This is a genomic window from Micromonospora sp. NPDC049529, from assembly GCF_055586685.1.
Genome location: NZ_JBVJHT010000001.1, coordinates 94,583 through 115,963, shown reverse-complemented (window position 1 = coordinate 115,963; position 21,381 = coordinate 94,583). Strand labels below are relative to the sequence as shown.

Genomic DNA, 21,381 nt, shown 5'->3' with positions numbered 1-21,381 from the left:
GGGTCAGCCGAGGTCGCCGCTGCGCAGCCGGGTCAGCCAGGCGGTCGCGTCGGCGTAGTCGGCGTCGGAGAGGCCCGGTGGCGCCGGCACCGGGCGTTCGTGCGGCGCCACCCCCCAGCGGTGCCGGGGGTACGAGCCGAGGAAGCGCACCTCGGCGCAGATCCGGCGGAGTCCGCGCAGCGCCTCGCCGACCCGGTCGTCGGCGACGTGTCCGGTGCAGTCGAGGAAGAAGACGTACCGGCCGAGGGCTTCGCCGGTGGGGCGGGACTCGATCCGGGTGAGGTTCACCCCGCGTACGGCGAGTTCCATCAGGACCGCCAACAGCGCGCCGACCCGGTCGTGGGCGATGAAGACGGCCAACGAGGTCACGTCGTCGCCGGTCGGCGGCGGGGGTGTCGTCGGCCGGGTGACCAGCACGAACCGGGTGACCGCGTCGCCGTGGTCGGCGATTTTCTCGGCGAGTACGGTCAGCCGCTGCCGGGTCACCCCGATCGGCGCGCAGATGGCGGCGTCCTGTTCCCCGGCGGCTGCGGCCGCGGCGGCTGCCCCGTTGGAGAGCACGTCGACCACCGTGGCGTTCGGAAGCTGCTCCCGCAGCCAGCCCCGGCACTGGGTGGACGCCTGCGGGTGGGCGGCCACGGTACGGATCTCGGTCAGCGACCGACCCGGCCGGGCGGCGAGCACGAACTCGACCGGCAGCACCACCTCGCGGGCGATCATCAGCGGTGCGCCGTCGACGATCTCGTCGAAGGTCACCCCGACCGCGCCGCCGATGGAGTTCTCCAGTGGCACCAGCGCCGCGTCGGCGTCGTCGTCGCGGACCGCGTCGAGGGCCTCCGGCACGCTGCGCGCCGGCGTACGGCTGCCCCGCTCGGCGGCGGGCAGGGTACGCAGGGCCTGCTCGGCGAAGGTTCCTTCGGGGCCGAGGTAGACGAACCGGGTCGGCGGTGTGCCGGGCATGCGGTCCAGCCTACGCACCCGTGGTGGGCGGCGCGCTGGTGTACCCGCCGGTGCCCACCGGTGGCGGGGTTTCGCAGGCGGCGGTCCGGATGCCGGCGGGTGCCCCGGTCCGTACCGGGATGCTGCACACGTCGGTACCGGCGGTGACCAGCACCAATGCGGTGGCCGGCCCCCGGGACACCACCTGCCACGGGCCCCGGTCGCCGACCTGGACCACGGTGTACTGCCAGTCGCCGGCGCAGAGCGGGCCGGGTGCCGGCACGGTCAGGGTGACCCCGCGCGGGATTCCGGTGGACGACCGGCGGAGCAGGGCGACCACCTGGTCGGCGGTGGGTTTGCCCTGGCACCCGACAACGGTGTTCTCGCCGAACAGCGACGTGGGGCTCGGCGTGGTGCCGGGCGTGGGGGTACGGGGTGCGGCCGGCGTGCTCGTCGGCGTGGGATGTGCGGTGGCCGACGGCAGTGCGCTGCCGGGCGGCTTGCGTAGCTCGGGCGGGGTGCCGCAGCCGGCCGGGACGACGCAACCGACGAGCAGCCCACCGGCGAGTAGCCGGCGGGCCACGGTGGTACGGATGGTTGGTGCGCGGAGCACGGGCCGATTCCTTGCGCCGGGGCCGAAAAGCCGATCAGGTGACCGGGCCCCCATGGTATTGCCTGCGACCGGGCGTAGGTAGATCTCTCAGCCGGAGACGCGGTGCCCGGCGTGGGTCAGGGTGGCCAGGGCCTCGGCGAGCCGGACCGCCGGCACCATCAGGTAGTCGGTGTCGTAGGTCGAGAACGCGAAGATGTTGACCCGCGCGTCGGCGAGCGGTACGACCAGCGAGGCCAGGATCCCGGTGAGCGCCATGTCGAGCGGGCCGGCCACCCGCAGGCAGCGCCACGGGGTCTCGACGGTGGCCTCGACCGGCGCCCGGTCGGCCCGGCAGATGATCGACACCTCGTCGGCGGTCCAGGTCACCGACAGCACACCGGACTCCGCCGCACCACTCAGCAGGCCGGTGGGGAGCGACGAGCCGGCCGGCAGCCGGCACACCGCGTACTCCTCCGGAAGCAGAGCGATATCCAACATGAGGGCACCTTACGGTGAGCCTGGTCGGCCGCCCAACTCCTTACCGTGCGGCGAGCGACACAGTGGGTCGGGTGGTCAGACCTTGGCGAAGAAGGTAAGGGAGCCGGCGACCTCGCCCGCGACGAGCAACGGCGTCGAGATCGCGTCCACCGTGTTGTCGGTTGTCGGGCCGGTGCCGGACTGGACCCGGAGGAGGCCGCGGGTGAGTCGGCCGGAGCTGAGCGCGAGCAGCGGCGGGATCTTGTCGACCTCCTGCTCGTTCAACTCGCCCCGGGCGGCGGTGAAGTCGAGCAACCGCAGCTCACCGTCGAGCAGCGGGGTGCCGACCACCTTCGCGGGGGCGCTGAGGCCGAGCAGGGTGCAGCAGGAGCCGGAGATCGCGGTGATGGTGGTACGGATGTCGATGAGCAGGCACGGTTCGGCCGCTCTGGACACGCTCGCGGACCAGTGGGCGAAGCTGTCGGACTCATACCCCGTCGAAGTGTCCGTCGTCGGTGAGACGAACGCCTCGGTGAGTGAGAGTTCGACGTGGGCCACCGCGCCTCCTATGCACTCCACCGGTCGGACCCACGCTAGCCGATGACGACGGTGTGGCGCTTACCCCCGGTGGGGCCGTCGCGACGGCGAGCCATGACAGCACCCGATCCCGGGCAGGACCCAGTGATGTCACGGGGGCGAAAGCGGACTCTCGCCCCGATAGGTGACGCTGGCTGGTGACGTTACCGGTGGCTGGCCCGCTTGTCAGCGGCCGTTCGGCCGTCCTCGTACCAACGGTAGTCCGCCGCTGACCGGTAGGGGCCGTTCAACCAGGTCGAAGGCGCCTGCGCGACCTGGGAGAGTTTTTCGGCGGTGGCGGCGCTGATCCGCGCGCCGCCGGCCACCAGGAGCCGGTCCAGTTCGCGGTGGGTCGCGACCAGACACTCCTTCGGCAGGCCGTAGACGCTGATCACGCCGGAACCGACGAAGGTGAGCACGGGGGTGACGGGCACGCTCAGGCCGACCGCGGTGGAGAGCGCCTTGCTCGCCCGCTTGGCGTCCCGACGCGCCTCGGCGACGTAGTTCGGGCGCTTACCGTTGATCTGGACCACGTCCCCGGCGATCATGACGCGGGCCCGGCCGTGGTCGGCGATGGTGACCGCGAACAGTCCGCTGGGCCCGATGGCGAGGAAGCTGGCCCGGTCGTCGCGAGCGCCACGGTCGAGGACCGGGGTCGCGCCGGACATGTCGGCCCGTGGTACGTCGATCACGTGCCAGGAGGGACCGAGGTGGTCGAGCTGGTTGAGTGCGCGTGCACCGGCCGCTTCGAGCCGGCGGGCCTCGCGTTCGGCGCGGCGACGGCGGGCCCAGTCCAATGGGGTGGGTCGGACTGCTTCGAGCTCCCCGGACGGCCCGTGGGGTTGCGGGGCGGGTAGGGCCCGAGCGGTGGGAACCGCGCGGCGCGCAGGAAACACAGTCATCGTGACCTCCGGCAAAAGGTCCCTCGGGTTATGTCTTCACTACCGTACGTGGCCGCACCGGTGGTTCTGCAAGGCGAACCGCTGAGTGAGTATGGATGAATGCCATATTCATGCCCAGCCCGTTTTCCCGGATGGTGACAAGTCCTGCCCTACGCTTCGATGGTGACACACTACGTCGACAGTGAGGTAGGTCGTCTTCGTACGGTGCTGCTGCACCGCCCCGGCGGCGAGCTTGCCCGGCTCACGCCCCGGAACAACGGTTCACTGCTCTTCGACGCCATCCCATGGGTTGGACGGGCGCAGGAGGAGCACGACGCCTTCGCCGCCGCGCTCGCCTCCCACGGGGTCGAGGTGCTGTACCTCGGAAACCTGCTGGCCGAGACGCTCGCCCTGGCCGACGCCCGAGCCGAACTGACCGAACAGGTGCTCGCCGACCCCCGGCTCGGTGAGACGCTGCGGCGGCGGGTGGCGGACCACCTGACCTACCTCGACCCGGCCGCGCTGGCCGGCGTACTCATCGCCGGGCTGGCGCACGAGGAACTCCGTACGAGCTGGGACCGGCCGGGCGGGTTGGTCTACACGTTGCTCGACCGGCACGACTTCGTCATCGACCCGTTGCCCAATCTTCTCTTCACCAGAGATTCATCCACCTGGATTCGGGACCACGCCGCAGTGACGAGTCTCACCATGCCGGCCCGGCAGCGGGAGACCTCGCTGACCGACGCGATCTACCGGCACCACCCCCGCTTCGGCGGCACGCCGTTCGTCTACCAGTCCGGCCTGGAGCGGATCGAGGGCGGCGACGTGCTGCTGCTCGCCCCCGGCGTGATCGCGGTCGGCGTCGGTGAGCGGACCACCCCGGCCGGTGCCGAACGGCTGGCCCGCCGGGTCTTCGCCGCCGACCTGGCGCACACCGTCCTGGTGGTGCCGATCGCGCAGGAGCGCGCCACCATGCACCTGGACACCGTCTGCACCATGGTCGACACCGACATGGTGCTGATGTACGCCAACGTCGCCGACACCCTGACGGCGTACACCGTGGTCGCCGGCCCCGACGGCGAGCCACAGGTCGACGGCCCGGCGTCGTTCCTGCGGGCGGCGGCCGACGCGATGGACCTGGACACCCTGCGGGTCATCGACACCGGTCTCGACCCGGTCACCGCCGAACGGGAACAGTGGGACGACGGCAACAACACCCTGGCCCTGGCACCCCGGCTCTGCGTCGCCTACGAACGCAACGTGGAGACGAACGCGCAGCTGGAGCGGGCCGGGATCGAGGTCATCCGGATCGCCGGTTCCGAACTCGGCTCCGGCCGTGGCGGCCCGCGCTGCATGTCCTGCCCGCTGGTGCGCGACCCGCTCCGGTGACGGCGCGGCTGCGGGAGCCGCGCCGTCCGGGCTCAGCGCAGGGTCAGTTGGCGGCCGACCAGGCCCTGCCGGGCGCGGCGGGCGGCGCCGTCCAGCGGTGCCGATTCGGCGAGCGCGGTCGCGTACCGCTTGGCGAAGTCGGCCAGCGGGGTCTCCCACTCGTCCGCCTCCGGGTCGCGGGGCAGGTCCCAGACCGGTACGAGGCGGCCGTGGGCCCGGAACATGCCGGCGAACCGGGTGCCCTCGCCCAGGGTCAGCTCACCGGCCGCGCTGAGCCGGGACAGCGCGTCGAGCGCGGCGTCCTCGTCGTCGGGGAGCACCCAGCGCACGTGGCTCTTCTCCGGCACCCGGCACCAGTACGCGGCCGGAGCGGCGGCCAGCCGTACGGTCGGGTAGATCGACGCGTTCGCCCGTTCCAGCGACGCCTGCACGGTCGGGTCGTCGGCGGCGTCGGCGTCCAGCCAGAAGTCGAAACCCTCGTGCATGGTGATGTCGAGCCGGTCGGTCACCAGCAGGTCCTGCAACCGGGGTCCGACGCCGGGCAGCGGCGGCACCGACACCTGCTTGCCGGGTTCGGCGTCCAGGGCGGCGAGCAGCGCCACGGCGAGGTCCCGGGAGACGTCACCGGACTGGTCGTGCCGTTGTAGGCCGATGAAGACCCGGCCGTCCGGTTTGGTCATCGCCGGCCAGGCCATCGGGAGCACGGTGGAGAGCGTCACCGGGCGGTCACCGTACTGCTCGACCAGGTCCGGGGTGAGCCGCAGCGGGGCCGACGCGGCCGGTACGAGCTCGCGCAGGGCGATCCACTCCGCCTCGTCGGCGAGCCCCTCGAACGGCCGGGGCACGAAGACGTCGCGGATCTTCTCCCGCTTCTCCTTCGCCCGCTGGCCGCCGGCCGCAGTGCTGTTCGAACCGGCAACGGCCGCAGACCCGGTTTGCTTTCGACGCTTGCTCACGGCGAGACAGCCTAGAGGATCGGGCTGCGACCGCGGGCGGCTCGGCCCGGTACGGACCGGATCGGCCCGCTGTGGGGCCGACCGGAGCGGCTCAGTGCAGGGCGACCAGACGGTCCACGGCGGGGGTGGCGAGTTCGGCCCAGACGCTCTGCCCGAGACCGTCCCGTTCGACCCCCCACCCGGTGGTGAGCGCGGTCACGATGTGCAGGCCCCGGCCGTCGACGGCGTCCAGGCCGACCGTCCGGATCCGGGGCGATGTGCTCGCCCCGCCATCGGTGACCCGGATCGCGACCACGTCGGTGCCGGGACCGTGACGCAGCCGCCAGGCCACCCGGACCACGCCGCCCGGTAGCGGCTCGGCGTGCCGTACCGCGTTGCCGACCAGTTCGGCCAGGACAGCGACGACGTCGGCGAGCAGTTCGGCCGGGATCACCCCGGAAAGTTCCGTGGCCAGCCGCTGGCGGGCCGTCCGTGCACCGCTCGCCTGGTGCGGCACGACGACACACCAGGAGCGTTCAGCGATCCCCGTAACCACGGACGTGCCTCCTCGGACACCGCCGGAATCCATCGGCGCGGATCACCCTCTCGGCAGCCGCACCTCTGCGACCGTACCGCCCCCGGCCCTGGGTCGCAGGGAAACCCATCCATTCTGTCGTTCGACGATCCGGCGGACCAGGTAGAGGCCGAGGCCGGCGCCGGGATAGCGCCGCCGGTCACCGGACTCGCCCTGCCAGAACCGGTCGAACGCCCGCTCCACATGCTCGGGTCGGATGCCGACGCCCCGGTCGCTGACCCGGAACGCCACCGTGTGCCGGTCGGCCTCGGCGCGCAGCTCGACGGGGGAGTCGGGGGGCGAGTACTTGTCCGAGTTGGTGGTCAGTTCGGTCAGCACGGTGGCCAGGCTGGCCCGGTCGCCGAGCGCCTTGGGCAGATCCGCCGGTAGCGCGAGGACCAGTCGGCGGCGCAGCTGCGCGGGCAGGTCGGCCACCGCCGCCCGCAACGCCTCGACCAGGTCGAACGGTACGGGGTTGGCGCCGCCCACGGGGCCCGCGTCGTTGGCCGCCGAGAGCAGTCGGTCGACCAGTCGGGCGAGTTCACCGGCCCGCTGCCCGATCACCCGGGCCGCCTGGCGCCGGTCCGGTTCGGAGAGTGAGTCCCAGTGGTCGGTGAGCGTGTCGGCGTACCCCTTGATCACCGTGACCGGCGTACGGAGTTCGTGGCTGGTGACGGCGACGAACAGGTCGGTGTCGTGGTCCTGCCGGAACTGGTCGGTGACGTCCCGGAAGGTGACCACCCGGGAGATGGCGGCGCCGGGCAACTCGCCCGATGTGATCTTGAGCCACCGCCCGTCCGGCAGCCGGTGGTCGAGCACCTGTCCCGGCGGCGGCAGCGGGAACGGCAACGGCCGGTTGAGCACCTGGGCGGCGGTCCGCCCGACGATCTTCTCCGCCGCCGGGTTCCAGAGCCGGACCAGGCCGTCCCGGTCGGCGATGGCGAGCCCGTCGGCGAGCGCGGCCACCACCGGCCCGTCCCCGTGTACGGGCAGCCCCGCCTGGTCGCCGTACATGTGCGCGACACAGGAGGCGAGATACGTCAGCACACTGCGGTACTCCGTACCGCAGTGGTCGTCGCCGTCCGGATAGAGGGCGTGCAGGCTGCCGATCATCACGCCGCCGATCTCCGCCCGCGCGACCACCATCCGGCGCAGATCCGACCCGTCGGGCTGGCGGGCGAGTTCCCAGGAGAGGGCGTCGACCCGCATGTCCTGCACCCGGGGGCCGTGCCGCAGCCGGTCGGTGGCCGGGTCGTCGAGCGGCACCGGCCGCCCGAGCGCCCACTCGGCGGCACCGGTCGCGGCGATGATCCGACCCCGGGTGGGGCCGTACTCCACAAAGGCCATGCCGGCCGCGTCGACGGTCCGCTGGGCGACCCGGAGCAGGTGACCGAGGACCGGCAGTGCGGCGTCACCGGAATTGATCATCTCGATGACGACGGTGTGGCCGGCAACGAGCGCGGGGTAATCGGGGCGGTCCGGCATGGCCCCGAGTCTGCCTTCTCCGGTCGGCTTTGGGCAGTCCCGGTCCTCCGGTCAGCGCCCCAACCGGTCGAGAACCAGTGCCGGACGGTCGGTGATGATGCCGTCCACTCCCTGGTCGAGGACCAGATCCAGATCGGCCGGCTCGTTGACCGTCCAGACATAGATCCGGTTCCCGGCGGCGCGCAACGCCGGCACCAACCGGGGACGGGCCCGGAGCAGACCGACGCCGGGGCCGGCGATCCGGGCGCCGAACGGCAGCCGGCCCATCCGCAGCCAGGGCGGCAGCACTTCGAGCAGGAGCACCGTGGGCAGCCGGGGTGCCAGTTCGCGGATCCGGCGTACGGCCAGCGGCGAGAACGACATGACGGTGACCCGTACGGGATCGTCTGGGCCGGCGCCGACCAGCCCGTGCCGGCGGAGCAGCTCGACCAGCCGGCGCTCGACGTCGGCCCCGTACCGGGTGGGGTGTTTGGTCTCGATCAGCAGCTCGACCGGGCGACCGGCGGCCCGGACGGCGGCCAGCAGCCGGTCGAGGGTGAGCAGCCGGGTCCGGGACGGGTCGGCCGGTACGTCGGTCGGCAGGTCCTCGCCGGCCGGTGCGGTGTGCCACGAGCCGAAGTCGAGCTGGTCCAGCTCGGCGAGGGTGCGCGTGCTCACCAGCCCGGTGCCGTTGCTGGTCCGGTCCAACCGCCGGTCGTGTACGCAGACCAGGTGCCCGTCGCGGGTCAGCCGGACGTCGCACTCCAACCCGTCGGCGCCCTCGTCGAGCGCCCGCAGGTACGCGGCCAGGGTGTGTTCGGGCAGCACCGCGGAGGAACCGCGATGGGCGAACACGAGCGGGCCGGCCATCTCAGATGACTCGGGCCGGCTGCCCGTTCTCGCTGGTCACCGGCCGGCCGGAGGCGGCCCACTGCTGCATGCCGCCGTCGAGGTTGCGCACGTTGTCCCAGCCGTTGGCGAGCAGGTAGGAGACCACCTGACCGGATCGGCCGCCGGACCGGCAGACCACGACCACGTCCTGGTCGGTGGGGAGTTCGGCGAGCCGGGCCGGCACCTCCATCATCGGCAGGTGGTGGGCGCCGGGCGCGTGGCCGGCCGCCCACTCGTCGGGTTCGCGCACGTCGAGCAGGTACGCCTCGTCGTCGACCTCGGACACCGTCACGGTGGGGATTCCTGATCCGTTCACGGCACCCAGCCTAGAGCCAGGCCGGCCGACCCGGCGCGTCCGGGCGGGGCGAGCCCTACAGTCTGTTCACCCATTTTGGGTTCGCCTGTACCCATCCGTCCAGATCGGGGCCGCGCAGCGACTGGAACAGTCCGGCCGCGCCCTCGTCCAGCACCACGTACGACGTGTCGCCGATCATCTCCGAGCGGGACGGCACCTGGATGCCCTTCATTGCCTCGGGGCGGAGCCCGCGCAGGCCGAACAGGATGTCCTGGGTCGGTTTGCCGTTGGTGTCGACGGTCAGCGAGGCGCCGACCGCGCGGATCACCTGGTCGAGCTTCATCGGGTTGGTACGCAGGTCACTGGCGCTGGCCTTGTCCATGATCGCCCGGAGCAGCTGCTGCTGGTGCCGCTGCCGGTCGAAGTCGCCCGCCGGCAGGTCGTACCGCTGGCGGGCGTAGTCCAGCGCGGTCGCCCCGTTCATCTCCTGGCAGCCGGGGTTGAACTGGGTGTTGGTGTGGATCGACCGGACCGGGGTGTCGACGCACATCCGTACGCCGCCGAGCAGGTCGATGACCTTGCGGAAGCCGGAGAAGTCGATCAGTGCGGCGCCGTCGAACCGGATTCCGGTGACCTGGGTCAGGGTCGCGGAGAGCAGTCGTGCGCCGGGCTGTCCGCCGCCGCCGAAGTGGAACGCTGAGTTGATCTTGTCAGATCCGCCGGGATAGGCGCTCCCCGGTGACGGCGGGATCTCCACCAGCAGATCCCGGGGTACGGAGATCAGGTAGGCCCGGTTCAGCCCGGCCGGGATGTGCGCGATCAGGATCGTGTCCGCCCGCTGGTCGGCCTGCTCCGTGGCGGCCCGCCGGTCGGAGCCGACCAGCAGGTAGTTGAGCGGGCCGTTGCCGCCCGCCCCGTCCCGCCGGGCGGCCGGATCGAGCAGCAGTTCCTTGGCCACGCTGCCCTCGTACCGTTGGGTCACGCCGCGCAGGCTCAGGCCGGCGCCGACCGCGACCAGCACCAGGACGATGCCGAGGCCGAGCAGGAACTTGGGCCAACGTGCGGTACGGCGTGCCCGCTTCGTACGGCGGCGCCCCGATCCGCCCGAGGGCGATGAATCGGACTCGCGTCTCGTGTGCTCCGGTTGATCCCGGGTCACCCGCTTCGATCGGAACGTGACAGCCTCCCGGACCCTGCCGCGTGGGGACCTCCCACGCCGGCCTGAATCCGGGCTACCCGTCCGGTGGCGTTTGTAGCGTCGTACCGGTTATTTCTTGGTGGAGATCACGTTCGGGTTGGCCGCGATGAACTCGGCGAGCTTGTCGTCCTTGACCGCCTTGAACATCTCCAGGCTGATCGGCTTGAGCCGCTCGCGCTCCTCGGCGCCCTCCTTGACGGAGTTGAAGTGGCCGTCGTTCGTCCGGAGCATGACCAGGTCGTTGGCGGCCACGCCGCGCATCGTGAAGACGAAGTCGGCGATCGGCGTCCCACCGGTGTCCAGCACGAACGCCTCACCGGCGGACTTCACCAGCCCGTTGAGCTTGATCGGGTTGCTGATGACCCCGCTGTCCATCGCCTTCTTGGCCATCGCCTTGATCAGCTGCTGCTGGTGCTGCTGCCGGTCGTAGTCGCCGTTCTTCAGGCCGTAACGCTGGCGGGAGAAGTCGAGCGCCTCCCAGCCCTTCATGTCCCGGCAGCCCTTCTTGTGCACGATCGGCTTCATCGGCTTGCCGGACCGCTCGGCGTCCGAGTTCCACATCGGCCGGTCCTCGACCCACTTCATGTGGTACGAGGTGACCTCCTGGTCGACGCAGAGATGCACCGAGCCGAGCGCGTCGATGACCTTCTTGAAGCCCTCGAAGTTGATGATCGCGGCACCGTCGAAGCTGATGCCGGTCAGGTTCTTGATCGTCGCCGCCATCATCTGGGCGCCGCCGGCCCAGCCAGCCCCGTTCTTGGCCCCGATCTCGAACGCGCTGTTGATTTTCGCCGTGCCGCCCGCCCAGCCGCTCTTCTTCGACGCCGGGACCTCCACCTCGGTGTCCCGGGGGATGGAGACCAGGTACGCCTGATCGTGGCTGGCCGGGATGTGCAGCACGATGATGGTGTCCGCGCGGACGTTCTCCGGGCCCCACGCGCCGCGAACGTCCACACCGAGCAGGAGCATGTTGATCGAACCTTCGAGGTCCTTGCCGCCCTCGGCGTCGGACTTCCCGGCGTCACCGAGCAGGTTCTCCTGCTCGATGCCGCTGGTGGCCTGGCTGATCACGGCCTTGCTGCCGACGATCGCGACACCGCTGCTCACCACCAGCACGGCGCCCATCACCAGGGCGAGTCGGGCCCAGAGCGGATCCTTGCGCCGGGCGCGCTTGCCGGGTCGTCCGGACTTTCCGGCTGCTCCGGCGCGGCCCGAGGTCTCGGTCTGGTCCGGCGACGGGGAACGTCGGCTGGTCTGAACCGGCATGCTCGCTCCAGTTCGCGGATCGATGGGGGCGAGCCCACTGTACGGACAAGGGCGGAATAGCGCGAGTCTCGTACGTTTCAAACCCGTGTCTTGTTCACCGTGTGTCCCCGCCGAAGGTTCGATTCGGACAGTTCCGCTGCCATTCAGTTACTGTCCGGGGTTGCCGGTGCGCCGTTCGCCTGCATCCACTCGGCCATCTTGTCGTCCGCCATCGCCTGGTACATCGCCAGCGCCTTCTCCCGGTCGGAGACCACCACCGACTCCCCGTTGATGGTCTCGCTGCCCCGGTTCGGGCTGGTGTAGAAGCGCAGGTTCTCGCCCCGCAGGTTGCGGAACTCGACCGCCATGTCAACCAACGAGAAACCCTCGTCCACGGTGACCGCCGAGGTGACCGACTTGAGGAAGGCGTTGAGCTTCGTCGGGTTGCTCAGCGTGCCGGAACTCGCCGCCTTGTCCAGCAGTGCCTTGAGGAACTCCTGCTGGTGGCGCATCCGGGCGAAGTCGCCGTCGGGGAACTGGTAGCGCTGCCGGATCCAGTCGAGCGCCTCGGTGCCGTTCATGTGGTTGACGCCCTTGTTGAACTTGCGGAAGGGCTTGTGGATCGAGGTGGTGGTCTGCTCGACGGTCAGGTCGACCCCGCCGAGTGCGTCGGTGACCTCCTTGAAGCCGCCGAAGTCGATCGCCATCACGTGGTTGATGCGGACGTCGGTGACGCACTCGACGGTCCGTACGGCCAGCGGCAGTCCACCGACCGCGAACGCACCGTTAATCTTTCCTCGCGCTCCGCTGCCACACTCCGCCCCGGCCCCGTCCGGAATGGGTACGTATAGATCGCGGGGAATGGAGACGAGATACGCCTCTTTGTGGTTGGCCGGTATGTGCATCACGATGATCGTGTCGGCCCGCCATTCGCTCGACTGGTCCACCGGTGCGTCGGGGTCGCGCGAGTCGCTCCCCACCAGCAGGATGTTGAGCGCGCCGCTGACCGACTTCGGTCGGTCGCCGGTGAGCTGCGAGAACGGGTCGGTACGGGCCAGGTCGTCGTCCAGCCCGCGGACGTAGATCCAGGTGCCACCCGCGGCGATCAGGGCGAGGACGAGCACGGCGGCGCCGGCCACCAGGGCGATCCGGCCCCAGCGCGGGCGCGGGCCGGGGCGTCCCGGACCGCCGGGCGGCAGCGGTCCACGGGGTCCACCCGGTCCACCCGGTCCACCGGGTCCGTCCGGTCCACCCGGTCCGGACGGGCCGCCGGAAGCGGCACCGTACTCCCGATCCTGCTCCCGGTCGCGGCTGCGCGGGGCGCGGCCGTAGGTGCGGCCGGTACGTCCGGAATCGGAGCCGGAGCCGGACCCGCGCCCGGCGGTGCCACCGCTCGATCGCGAGTAGGCGGTGGCGGGCAGGGGACCGACGGACGCGCTCGCTGACATGTGCATCAGGGTACGGAGCGAAGCCAAGGGCCGCTGGGCAGCAACCGCCGGGTCGGTCCGAAATCGCCGCTCCGGGGTCAGCCCAACCGCTGGGTGAAGTGCTCGATCGTGCGGCGCAGGCCCTCCTGCGGCGGGATCGTCGGCGCGTAGCCGAGCCGCTCACGGGCCAGGGTCAGGTCGGGCCGGCGCATCTCCGGGTCGTCCGCGGTCCGGTTGACGTACGTCACCGAGGAACGGCTGCCGGTCAGGGTCACGATCAGTTCGGCCAGCTCGGTCATGCTGACCTCGTGCTCGGTGCCGCAGTTGATCGGACCGGTCTCGGTCGAGTCGAGCAGCATCAGGATGCCCCGGACCAGGTCGTCCACGTAGCAGATCGAGCGGGTCTGGGCGCCGGTGCCGTGCACCGTGATCGGCTCACCGCGCAGGGCCTGGGTGATGAAGGTCGGGATGGCCCGCCCGTCGTCCGGCCGCATGCGGGGCCCGTACGTGTTGAAGATCCGGACGATGCCCGCGTCGAGCCCGTGGAAGCGGTGGTACGCCATGGTGGCCGCCTCGGCGAAGCGCTTGGCCTCGTCGTAGACGCTGCGGATGCCGACCGGGTTCACGTTGCCCCAGTAGGTCTCCTGCTGCGGGTGCTCCTTGGGGTCGCCGTACGCCTCGGAGGTGGAGGCCATGACGAACCGGGCACCGTCGGCGACGGCCCGGTCGAGCAGGTGCAGGGTGGCGATGGAACCGACCCGCAGGATCTCGATCGGAAGCGTGGCGAAGTCGGTCGGGCTCGCCGGGGACGCCAGGTGCAGGATCGCGTCGAACCGCGCGGCGATCGCCGGTTGGTGCTCGGGCAGCCCGTCGGAGACGTCGGCCTCGATCAGGGTGAACCGGGGGTGCTCGATCAGGTGGGCTACATTCTCCTTCGACCCGGTGACGAAGTTGTCCACCGCGACCACCGTGCAACCACGGGCGATCAGCGCGTCGACCAGGTGAGACGGGACGAAGCCAGCGCCTCCGGTGACGAGAATGCGGTGACCTTGTCCGAATCGCTGGGCTACCACCATGCCTCCAGCCTACCCAGATCGCCGCTGCCAGGTGGGTCATGGGTGGCGGGGGGTGATCGTGCGGTACGGGTCGTGCCACTGTGTTGTTGATCGGTCGCTCAGGGTCCCGGAATGCGGGTCGGTGCCGGGCGACGAGCCGGTTCGGTGCCGGGCAACCGGAGAGGTCGCCCGGCACCGACGCGTGGTGCCCGGATCGGATCAGTGCGCGCCGTGTCCGGTGAGCGCCCGTACCTCCAACTCCGCGTACTTCTCCTCGTCGGTCTCCTTGGAGACGATCGTGCCGATCCAGCCGGCCAAGAAGCCGAGCGGGATCGAGATGATGCCCGGGTTGGACAGCGGGAACCACTGCCAGTCCTGGTCCGGGAACATCGAGGTCGGCGCCCCGGAGACGACCGGCGAGAAGAACACCAGCAGTACGGCGCTGAGCAGCCCGCCGTAGATCGCCCAGACCGCGCCGGAGGTGTTGAACCGCTTCCAGAACAGGCTGAACAGGATGGCCGGCAGGTTGCCGGACGCGGCGACCGCGAACGCCAGCGCCACCAGGAAGGCGACGTTGAGGTTCTGCGCGAAGATCGACAGTGCGATCGAGATCGCGCCGATCACGAACGCCGAGATCCGGGCGACCCGGACCTCCTGCCGCTCCGACGCCTCGCCACGCTTGATCACGTTGGCGTAGAAGTCGTGCGCCAGGCTCGACGACGACGCCAGGGTGAGCCCGGCGACCACGGCGAGGATGGTGGCGAAGGCGACCGCCGCGATGATCGCGAGCAGGGTGGCACCGCCCAGTTCGCCGCCGAAGAAGTCGGCGCCGAGGGCCTGGGCGAGCTGCGGCGCGGCGGTGTTGCCGGCCTTGTCCTGCGCGGTGATCGCCTCACCGCCCACCAGGGCCGCCGCGCCGAAGCCGAGGGCCAGGGTGAACAGGTAGAAGGTGCCGATGATGCCGATTGCCCAGAGCACGCTCTTACGAGCCGCCTTGGCGGTCGGCACGGTGTAGAAGCGGATCAGGATGTGCGGCAGACCGGCGGTGCCGAGCACCAGGGCGATGCCGAGCGAGAGCAGGTCGACCTTGTTGTAGAAGGTCTGGGTGGCGTTGCCGGCCACCTCCACGCCGTACCGCAGTCCGGGTTCGAGGAAGGCGTCCCCCTTGCCGGAGGAGGCCGCCGCGTCGCCGAGCAGCGCGGAGAGGTTGAACTTGTAGTGCGCCAGCACCAGCAGGGTCATCACCAGCGCGCCGGTCATCAGCAGGAACGCCTTGACGATCTGCACGTAGGTGGTGCCCTTCATGCCGCCCACGGTGACGTAGATGATCATGAGGGCGCCGACCAGGATGATGGTCGCGATCTTGGCGGCGTCGGCGTCCATGCCCATGAACGTCGTCCCCGGCCGGATCCCCAGCAGCAGCGCGACCAGCGCGCCCGCGCCGACCATCTGGGCCAGCAGGTAGAAGATCGACACGGTGATGGTGGAGACGGCGGCCGCGGTCCGGACCGGCCGCTGCCGCATCCGGAACGCCAGTACGTCCGCCATCGTGTACCGGCCGGAGTTACGCAGCAGTTCGGCCACCAGCAGGAGCGCGACCAGCCACGCGACCAGGAAGCCGATCGAGTAGAGGAAGCCGTCGTAGCCGTACAGGGCGATGATGCCGGCGATCCCGAGGAACGACGCCGCCGACATGTAGTCGCCGCCGATCGCCATGCCGTTCTGGAAACCGGAGAACGAACGGCCACCGGCGTAGAAGTCGGTCGCGGTCTTCGTCTGCCGGCTGGCCCAGATGGTGATGCCCAGGGTGGCCGCGACGAAGACCAGGAACAGGGTGATGGTCAGCGTACGGGCGGTGCTGTCACCGGCCGCCGCGGCGAACACGGTCTCCATCAGGACTCAGCCCCCTTGTCGAGCTCTTCCCGGATCTTGTCCGCGACCGGGTCCAGCTTCCGATCGGCGTAGCGGGAGTACAGCCAGGCGATCAGGAACGTGGAGACGAACTGGAGCAGCCCGAAGATGAGCGCCACGTTGATGTTGCTACCGAAGAGCTTCGTGCTCATGAAGCCGCGTGCGTACGCGGAGAGGATCACGTAGAGCGCGTACCAGAGGAAGAACGCCACCGTCATCGGGAAGACGAAACCGCGCAGCGCCTTGCGGAGCCCGCTGAACTCGTCCGACTGTTGAACGGCGATGTACCGATCCGGCGCGTTGGCCGGCGCGGGAGCATCCGTGGACATGGGAGTCACCACCTTCGCAGGTGTGGGGGATTTCGCGCACCGTAAGGACCCGGCCGACCTGCGGGAAAGCCGGGCGAGGGCCGCTGCGGGCGGCTGCGCCGAACGGGCTACTGGCTGCGCCGAGTGACCTCGGTCACGTCGCTCAACGGCGCGGTCCCCACTACGCCGTCAGCCGGCCAGGCCCCGGTAACGGCCCCGGTGGTACACCATCGGCACGCTCTCCCCGACCACCTCGACCACCTCGATCGTGGCCTCCACCAGCAGCGACCAGCCGTACTCGCGGGAGGCGTCCAACCGGCAGCCCATCCACGCCCCGGCGTCGGCGGGCACCGGCCCGTACCCGGTGCCGGTCCAGTTCCCAGCGGCGAAGAGCCCGCCCGGCGCGGGAAAGAGACCGGCGAACCGGTCGGCGAACTGCCGGTGCGCCGGGCCGAGGGTCGCGACCGCGAACCGGCCGGTGGCCGACGCCGCCGCCCAGAGATCCGACTCCTCGTCCACCAGGCCGAGCACCCGACCCGGCTCACCGTCGGCGACCAGCGTCGACGACACGGTCAGCCCGGCCCGCGCGACCCCGGCCCCGGCCTTCCCGTCGTCGCCGGCCGTCCAGAGGGTCACCGCCGAGGCCAGCCGGCCGCGCATCCGGCGGACCGGGGAGCGGTCGGCATCCGGGGTGGCGAACGGGTCGGTGTCGTGGATCCCAGCACCCGGTTCCGGATTGGCACCCGGTTTTGGATTCACGTGAAACACCCGCCGTCGGTCGCCGTGGTCAGCTCTCCGTACACCGGCACATTGTCCCCGGTCACCGGCGCGGGGTGATCGCGACCAGCAGCTCGGGCATCCGTCGGTCCAGCACGTCACCGGCGAGGTAGATGCCGAGGGCGAGCGCGCCGAGGCCGTACGCCAGACCGACCGGCAGCGCCAGCCAGAGCCAGATCCCGCCGAGCAGGGCGGTGGCCAGCACCATCGGCAGTGCGAGCACCGAGCCGATCAGCATCGCCAGCAGCACCTGGGCGCTCTTCGTCACCCCGGCGCCACTGTTCATCGCGAACGGATTCGTGCTCTCCGGCAGCGCGTACGGGCTCAGGATCGAGACGTAGAGGGTGACCGCGAGCCCGCTGCCGTACGCCGCGAAGAGCGACCCGGCCAGGACCCCGATCCACTCCGGTTCCCGCAGGAAGAACGCCAGGATGGTGGCGATCACCAGCAGCAGCGGCCCGACGTAGAGCGTGAACGCGACCACCCGCGCCCGCAGCTCCAGCCGACCGGGTACGCCCGCGATCACGTTCGCCGCGTACGCGCTGCCGTCCCAGCCGAACTGGTTCGCCGGAGTGACCGCCGCGACCACACCGACGAAGAGCATCGACAGGCTCACCAGGACCGGGGACGCGTTCACCTCGGTCGGCCCGCTGAGCAGACCCTGGCTGCCGAGGTTCACCGACACCGGCACGAAGATGCCGACCACGGCGAAGGTGATCAGACTCGCCCGGCGACGGGTGTCCCGCCACCAGTACCGGGCCTCCCGCGCGACCAGCGCGCCGTACCGGTCACGCGGCAGCCAGCCGAGAACCCACGGGAAGAGCTGCGCGCTCGACCCGCCACCGGCGGCCGGCTGGGCCTGCGCCGCGCCGACGCCGCTGACCGTACCGAGCATCGCCGTCTCCAGCGAGGCCGACCACCAGCGCAGCAGCGCCGCGATCGTCCCGGCGGTGATCAACAACTTCACCGGTACGGCCCAGAGCCGCCCGTCGGCCACGTCCAGACCCATCGTGTACGGCGCCGCCAGCGGGGTCCAGCTCAGCACCCGTGCGAGACCGGCGAGCCGGTCCCAGTCCGCCCGCTCGGCCGCACCGAGCACCGCCAACTGCAACGGTCCGAGCAGTGCGGCGCAGACGGCGAGCAGGATCGCGGCCAGGTCGCGTACCTTGCGCGACCGGAGCATGTTCGCGAAAGCGCTGGTCACCGCGCGGCTGGCGGTGACGCAGAGCAGCAACCCAGCGAGAACGCCCAGCCCGGCGACCAGAGCGGCACCCCAGCCGCCCAACGCCCAGCCGGTCAGCACCAGGCCGCTGGTCGCGAGCAGCGCCGCCGCCGCCGGCACCCCGATCAGCGCGGCGGCGATCAGACCGGTGAGCAGGGTGCGGCGGGGCAGCGGCAGCAGGGCGAAGCGGGCCGGGTCGAGCGTCTCGTCCACCCCGAAGAAGATCAGCGGCAGCAGCAGCCAGCCGATCACCAGCAGCGCACCACCGAAGGCGGAGGTGATGCCGGCCATCTGCCGGTTGTCCACCAGACCGGGCAGGGCCAGGAGCAGGAACCCGGACGCGGCGAACCAGCCGCCGATCAGGATGCCGCTGAGGAAGATGGCGATCCGCCAGCCCTGCCCCCGGAAGCTGTTGGCCATCATCCGCAGCTTGAGCCGGACGAAGTGCCGGGCCGAGACGGGGTGTACGCCGGTCACCGCGCCCTCGGCACTCAGAGCCACGCCAGTTCCTCCCCGGTCGCCGTACGACCGCCGACGACCTCGACGAACACGTCCTCCAGGGAGCGGTCGCCGCGTACCTGGGCCAGCGTGCCGACCCGTTTGATGGTGCCGTCGGCGAGGATCGCGACGTGGCTACAGAGCCGCTCCACCACCTCCATCACGTGACTGGAGAAGACGACCGTGCCGCCACCGGCGACGTACCGCTGGAGGATGTCGCGGATCAGGGCGGCGGAGACCGGGTCGACCGCCTCGAACGGCTCGTCGAGTACGAGCAGGCGCGGCCCGTGCAGCAGCGCGCAGGCCAGGCCGATCTTCTTCTTCATCCCGGCCGAGTAGTCGACCACCAGGGTCCGCCCGGCATCCGCCAGCGCGAGTACGTCCAACAGCTCACCGGCCCGCTGGTCGACCACCGACGGCTCCATTCCCCGGAGCAGACCGTGGTACGCCAGCAACTCGGCCCCACTGAGCCGGTCGAAGAGCCGTACGCCGTCGGGCAGGACACCGAGCAGTTGCTTGGCGCGTACCGGATCGGCCCACACGTCGTGGCCGAGCACCCAGGCCGCGCCCGTGTCCGGCCGGAGCAGTCCGACGGCCATCGACAGGGTGGTGGTCTTGCCGGCGCCGTTGGGGCCGAGCAGCCCGTAGAACGAGCCGGCCGGCACTTCGAGATCGACCTTCGCGACGGCGATTTTGGCATCGAACCGCTTGCCCAGCCCGCGCAGCGCGAGAGCGGCGTGCTCAGCCCCGATCATCCCTTGACGGTAGTCGCTCAGAGCGCCGAATCGTGCCCGTGCCGTGCCGATCCGTCACCGCGCGCGGGTCCACGAAAGTCGCCCGACAAAGGGCCCTGCCCAGCCGTGCGAGCCCGATCCGCCCGGTTGACGGCCTACAGTCCCGTTCACCGTGACCATGGACCGGAGCGTGGGCCAGCCGCATGAACCGGCGGCCCCGACCGTGCGAGGGCTGGATCGCGGCAGTTACGTCGCAATTGCCGGAAGTGCGGCGGCTACTGGTATTCGGCTATACGGTTCCGCGTACCGACGGCGAGTGGATCTTTGGCGTACGGCTCTGCCGACAGCATCGCGTCAACCCGGTCAAGCCTTCTGCGAATCCATGAGACATCCGATGGTGGTAGTTGTCCGGGTTTCTGCGCGGCCCAATCCTGGTCGACCGGGAGTTCCGGTCGCTGAGGTCGCACCGGCCGCTCACGCGACGAACGGGAGGCGTGTCAGGCGACGGAGAAGGTCACTGTGCCGGTGTACTCACCGGCGACGGCCGTGCTGGGCACTTGGATGGAGACGACCGGATCCCAGGTGGCGGAGTTGGTGCCGCGACCGTCAGTGAGGGTGTACGCGGTGCGTTCCACGTCGAGGGTCTCAGCGTCGTCGGAGGTGAGTTGGCCCGAGGTGAAGGTGCCGGTCCCGGTGGTCGAGGTGGCCAGCCCCGACCAGTACGTCACGTTGACGCTGTCGACGATCTGGACCGGGCTGCCGGTGGTGACGAAGTTCGTCGCGACCACCGTCGCGACCCAGGCCGCGTCCTCAAGCCCGCGCAGGTCGCGCACCGTCACCGGCCCCAGATTGGCGGAGACGGTGCCGCCGGGAGGGGCGCTGCCGAGGTCCGCCGCCTCGGGTGCGCTGATCGACAACTCCCTTGGTTCGGCGCAGGTCGACCGTGTGATCGTGTCGGTGTCCAGGGTGACCGCGGCGTTGACCGCCATCGTCCGGCCGTCGACCAACACTCCAGCGCCAACGGTGATCGAGGTGAAGGCGAGGACGTCACCCCGCAGGATGGAGTTGGCCCCGAACGTGGCCGAACTGCCGACCTGCCAGAAGACATTGCACGACTGGGCACCGTTGATCAGGTTCACCGCGCTGTCCGCGGCGGTGATGAGCGTGGAGACGGCCTTGAAGATGAAGACCGCGCTCGGGTCGCCCTCGGCGTCGAGGGTCAGCGTGCCGGTGATCCCGAAGGTGCCGCTAAGCGAGCCGTACACGCCGGTGGTCTGGGTGGTTCCGCCGAGTTCGACCGGGATGGTGTCCGTGGTCGTCCGCGCGACGGCGTTGTTGTAGGCAATGGCCAGGTCAGCCTGCGCCTGGATGGCGGGGCCGTCGTTCGAGTGGATCGAACCGTTGATCTGACCCGGAGGGAAGCCGGTCACGGCGGTACCCGGACTCACGCCAAGGTCACCGTTGACCACCGTGAGTCCGGTGTTCGTGACCGTCGTACCGGCGAGGATCGCGAAGTCGGCGGCGGAGCCCAGCGGCACCGGCACGGTCTCCGCCCTCGCGCTGCGAGGTGCGACCACATCGACCAGCAGAGTGGTCGCGCAGACCAGGACCAGCGTCGCAACCATCGCGGTGAGTCTGCGGCGAGTGATCGCCGGGCCGAGACTCGCCATAGGTCCTCCTTGCAGGATCGACACGCCGGAATCGGATAATACCGCCTTTATCGCCCATGGACTCTCCGTCACGGCTATGGCATCCATGCGTGCTCGCCAGACGGCCGGTCACGGCCGACGGTGCCTCCCGGGGCAACCCGGGAGGTGATCATTTGTCGCCCGAGCCTGAGGCAACTGTGACCCATTGGCATCCAAAGGGATCGCACCAGTACGCCTGTAAGTAGATGTCCACGTTCGCCGTGCTCGGACACTAGCCAGCGATGTCGTGCCCATACCGTGCCGATCCGTCACCGCACCCACGTCCACCCGAGGCGCTCGGCGCG

The 21,381-nt window shown here is 70.6% G+C and carries 21 protein-coding genes; 1 reads left to right on the top strand and 20 read right to left on the bottom strand.

Annotated features, from left to right (window positions below):
* Positions 1-3: 3 nt before the first annotated feature.
* The 5 genes from pheA to ACZ6QQ_RS00535 all read right to left on the bottom strand — a co-directional run bounded on the left by pheA (position 4) and on the right by ACZ6QQ_RS00535 (position 3,486).
* Positions 4-960: a prephenate dehydratase gene (pheA, locus tag ACZ6QQ_RS00555; RefSeq protein WP_465873145.1), complete on the bottom strand. Its 957-nt coding sequence runs from the start codon at positions 958-960 to the stop codon at positions 4-6.
* A 10-nt stretch (positions 961-970) separates the two neighbouring features.
* Entirely contained in the window at positions 971-1,552 is a 582-nt protein-coding gene (locus tag ACZ6QQ_RS00550; protein ID WP_465873144.1) for a hypothetical protein, read from the bottom strand.
* 87 nt (positions 1,553-1,639) lie between these two features.
* Positions 1,640-2,029 carry an ACT domain-containing protein gene (locus tag ACZ6QQ_RS00545; protein ID WP_465873143.1) on the bottom strand — a complete coding sequence of 130 codons (390 nt, stop codon included), beginning with the start codon at positions 2,027-2,029 and terminating at the stop codon, positions 1,640-1,642.
* Positions 2,030-2,104: 75 nt separating this feature from the next.
* Positions 2,105-2,566 carry a hypothetical protein gene (locus ACZ6QQ_RS00540; protein ID WP_465873142.1) on the bottom strand — a complete coding sequence of 154 codons (462 nt, stop codon included), beginning with the start codon at positions 2,564-2,566 and terminating at the stop codon, positions 2,105-2,107.
* Positions 2,567-2,748: 182 nt separating this feature from the next.
* Positions 2,749-3,486, bottom strand: coding sequence for a hypothetical protein (locus tag ACZ6QQ_RS00535; protein ID WP_465873141.1), 738 nt, complete (start codon positions 3,484-3,486; stop codon positions 2,749-2,751).
* A gap of 159 nt (positions 3,487-3,645) precedes the next feature.
* On the opposite strand from ACZ6QQ_RS00535, the gene ACZ6QQ_RS00530 reads away from it, so the two are divergent.
* The gene (locus tag ACZ6QQ_RS00530; protein ID WP_465873140.1) at positions 3,646-4,854 is read left to right on the top strand and encodes an arginine deiminase; all 1,209 of its coding nucleotides are present in this window, start codon (positions 3,646-3,648) and stop codon (positions 4,852-4,854) included.
* A 32-nt stretch (positions 4,855-4,886) separates the two neighbouring features.
* Here ACZ6QQ_RS00530 and ACZ6QQ_RS00525 read toward each other — a convergent pair whose 3' ends face one another.
* From ACZ6QQ_RS00525 to ACZ6QQ_RS00455, 15 genes are all read right to left on the bottom strand, one after another.
* Positions 4,887-5,810, bottom strand: a complete 924-nt coding sequence (locus ACZ6QQ_RS00525; RefSeq protein WP_465873139.1) for a DUF5926 family protein — start codon at positions 5,808-5,810, stop codon at positions 4,887-4,889.
* A gap of 91 nt (positions 5,811-5,901) precedes the next feature.
* A complete protein-coding gene (locus tag ACZ6QQ_RS00520; RefSeq protein ID WP_465873138.1) occupies positions 5,902-6,378 on the bottom strand; it encodes an ATP-binding protein in 477 nt (158 codons plus the stop codon).
* A 9-nt stretch (positions 6,379-6,387) separates the two neighbouring features.
* A complete protein-coding gene (locus tag ACZ6QQ_RS00515; RefSeq protein ID WP_465873137.1) occupies positions 6,388-7,848 on the bottom strand; it encodes an ATP-binding protein in 1,461 nt (486 codons plus the stop codon).
* A gap of 51 nt (positions 7,849-7,899) precedes the next feature.
* A complete protein-coding gene (locus tag ACZ6QQ_RS00510) occupies positions 7,900-8,697 on the bottom strand; it encodes a glycerophosphodiester phosphodiesterase (protein ID WP_465873136.1) in 798 nt (265 codons plus the stop codon).
* Between the two features lies 1 nt (position 8,698).
* Complete coding sequence (locus ACZ6QQ_RS00505; RefSeq protein WP_465873135.1) at positions 8,699-9,034, bottom strand: rhodanese-like domain-containing protein; 336 nt, start codon at positions 9,032-9,034, stop codon at positions 8,699-8,701.
* A gap of 55 nt (positions 9,035-9,089) precedes the next feature.
* Positions 9,090-10,172: an LCP family protein gene (locus ACZ6QQ_RS00500; RefSeq protein ID WP_465873134.1), complete on the bottom strand. Its 1,083-nt coding sequence runs from the start codon at positions 10,170-10,172 to the stop codon at positions 9,090-9,092.
* A gap of 108 nt (positions 10,173-10,280) precedes the next feature.
* Positions 10,281-11,477 (bottom strand): LCP family protein, encoded by a 1,197-nt coding sequence (locus ACZ6QQ_RS00495; RefSeq protein ID WP_465873133.1) that lies wholly within the window; start codon positions 11,475-11,477, stop codon positions 10,281-10,283.
* A gap of 143 nt (positions 11,478-11,620) precedes the next feature.
* On the bottom strand, positions 11,621-12,904 hold the full coding sequence (locus ACZ6QQ_RS00490) for an LCP family protein (protein WP_465873132.1): 1,284 nt from the start codon (positions 12,902-12,904) through the stop codon (positions 11,621-11,623).
* A gap of 77 nt (positions 12,905-12,981) precedes the next feature.
* Positions 12,982-13,959, bottom strand: a complete 978-nt coding sequence (locus tag ACZ6QQ_RS00485) for an NAD-dependent epimerase/dehydratase family protein (RefSeq protein WP_465873131.1) — start codon at positions 13,957-13,959, stop codon at positions 12,982-12,984.
* A gap of 198 nt (positions 13,960-14,157) precedes the next feature.
* On the bottom strand, positions 14,158-15,831 hold the full coding sequence (locus ACZ6QQ_RS00480; protein WP_465873130.1) for a solute symporter family protein: 1,674 nt from the start codon (positions 15,829-15,831) through the stop codon (positions 14,158-14,160).
* Complete coding sequence (locus tag ACZ6QQ_RS00475; RefSeq protein ID WP_465873129.1) at positions 15,831-16,178, bottom strand: DUF485 domain-containing protein; 348 nt, start codon at positions 16,176-16,178, stop codon at positions 15,831-15,833. The genes ACZ6QQ_RS00480 and ACZ6QQ_RS00475 overlap by 1 nt, the downstream gene beginning before the upstream one ends.
* 168 nt (positions 16,179-16,346) lie before the next feature.
* Positions 16,347-17,036: a flavin reductase family protein gene (locus ACZ6QQ_RS00470; RefSeq protein ID WP_465873128.1), complete on the bottom strand. Its 690-nt coding sequence runs from the start codon at positions 17,034-17,036 to the stop codon at positions 16,347-16,349.
* Entirely contained in the window at positions 16,978-18,657 is a 1,680-nt protein-coding gene (locus ACZ6QQ_RS00465; protein WP_465873127.1) for an ABC transporter permease, read from the bottom strand. Before ACZ6QQ_RS00465 ends, ACZ6QQ_RS00470 begins: the two co-directional genes overlap by 59 nt.
* Positions 18,648-19,406, bottom strand: a complete 759-nt coding sequence (locus ACZ6QQ_RS00460; RefSeq protein WP_465873756.1) for an ABC transporter ATP-binding protein — start codon at positions 19,404-19,406, stop codon at positions 18,648-18,650. The genes ACZ6QQ_RS00465 and ACZ6QQ_RS00460 overlap by 10 nt, the downstream gene beginning before the upstream one ends.
* A gap of 479 nt (positions 19,407-19,885) precedes the next feature.
* Positions 19,886-21,058, bottom strand: a complete 1,173-nt coding sequence (locus ACZ6QQ_RS00455) for an ice-binding family protein (RefSeq protein WP_465873126.1) — start codon at positions 21,056-21,058, stop codon at positions 19,886-19,888.
* Positions 21,059-21,381: the final 323 nt, after the last annotated feature.

Coding starts and splice junctions, on each gene's coding strand:
- ACZ6QQ_RS00455 (WP_465873126.1), bottom strand. CDS start 21,058: ATGGCGAGTCTCGGCCCGGCGATCACTCGCCGCAGACTCACCGCGATG.
- pheA (WP_465873145.1), bottom strand. CDS start 960: ATGCCCGGCACACCGCCGACCCGGTTCGTCTACCTCGGCCCCGAAGGA.
- ACZ6QQ_RS00480 (WP_465873130.1), bottom strand. CDS start 15,831: ATGGAGACCGTGTTCGCCGCGGCGGCCGGTGACAGCACCGCCCGTACG.
- ACZ6QQ_RS00490 (WP_465873132.1), bottom strand. CDS start 12,904: ATGTCAGCGAGCGCGTCCGTCGGTCCCCTGCCCGCCACCGCCTACTCG.
- ACZ6QQ_RS00515 (WP_465873137.1), bottom strand. CDS start 7,848: ATGCCGGACCGCCCCGATTACCCCGCGCTCGTTGCCGGCCACACCGTC.
- ACZ6QQ_RS00520 (WP_465873138.1), bottom strand. CDS start 6,378: ATGGATTCCGGCGGTGTCCGAGGAGGCACGTCCGTGGTTACGGGGATC.
- ACZ6QQ_RS00475 (WP_465873129.1), bottom strand. CDS start 16,178: ATGTCCACGGATGCTCCCGCGCCGGCCAACGCGCCGGATCGGTACATC.
- ACZ6QQ_RS00495 (WP_465873133.1), bottom strand. CDS start 11,477: ATGCCGGTTCAGACCAGCCGACGTTCCCCGTCGCCGGACCAGACCGAG.
- ACZ6QQ_RS00530 (WP_465873140.1), top strand. CDS start 3,646: ATGGTGACACACTACGTCGACAGTGAGGTAGGTCGTCTTCGTACGGTG.
- ACZ6QQ_RS00545 (WP_465873143.1), bottom strand. CDS start 2,029: ATGTTGGATATCGCTCTGCTTCCGGAGGAGTACGCGGTGTGCCGGCTG.
- ACZ6QQ_RS00535 (WP_465873141.1), bottom strand. CDS start 3,486: ATGACTGTGTTTCCTGCGCGCCGCGCGGTTCCCACCGCTCGGGCCCTA.
- ACZ6QQ_RS00485 (WP_465873131.1), bottom strand. CDS start 13,959: ATGGTGGTAGCCCAGCGATTCGGACAAGGTCACCGCATTCTCGTCACC.
- ACZ6QQ_RS00510 (WP_465873136.1), bottom strand. CDS start 8,697: ATGGCCGGCCCGCTCGTGTTCGCCCATCGCGGTTCCTCCGCGGTGCTG.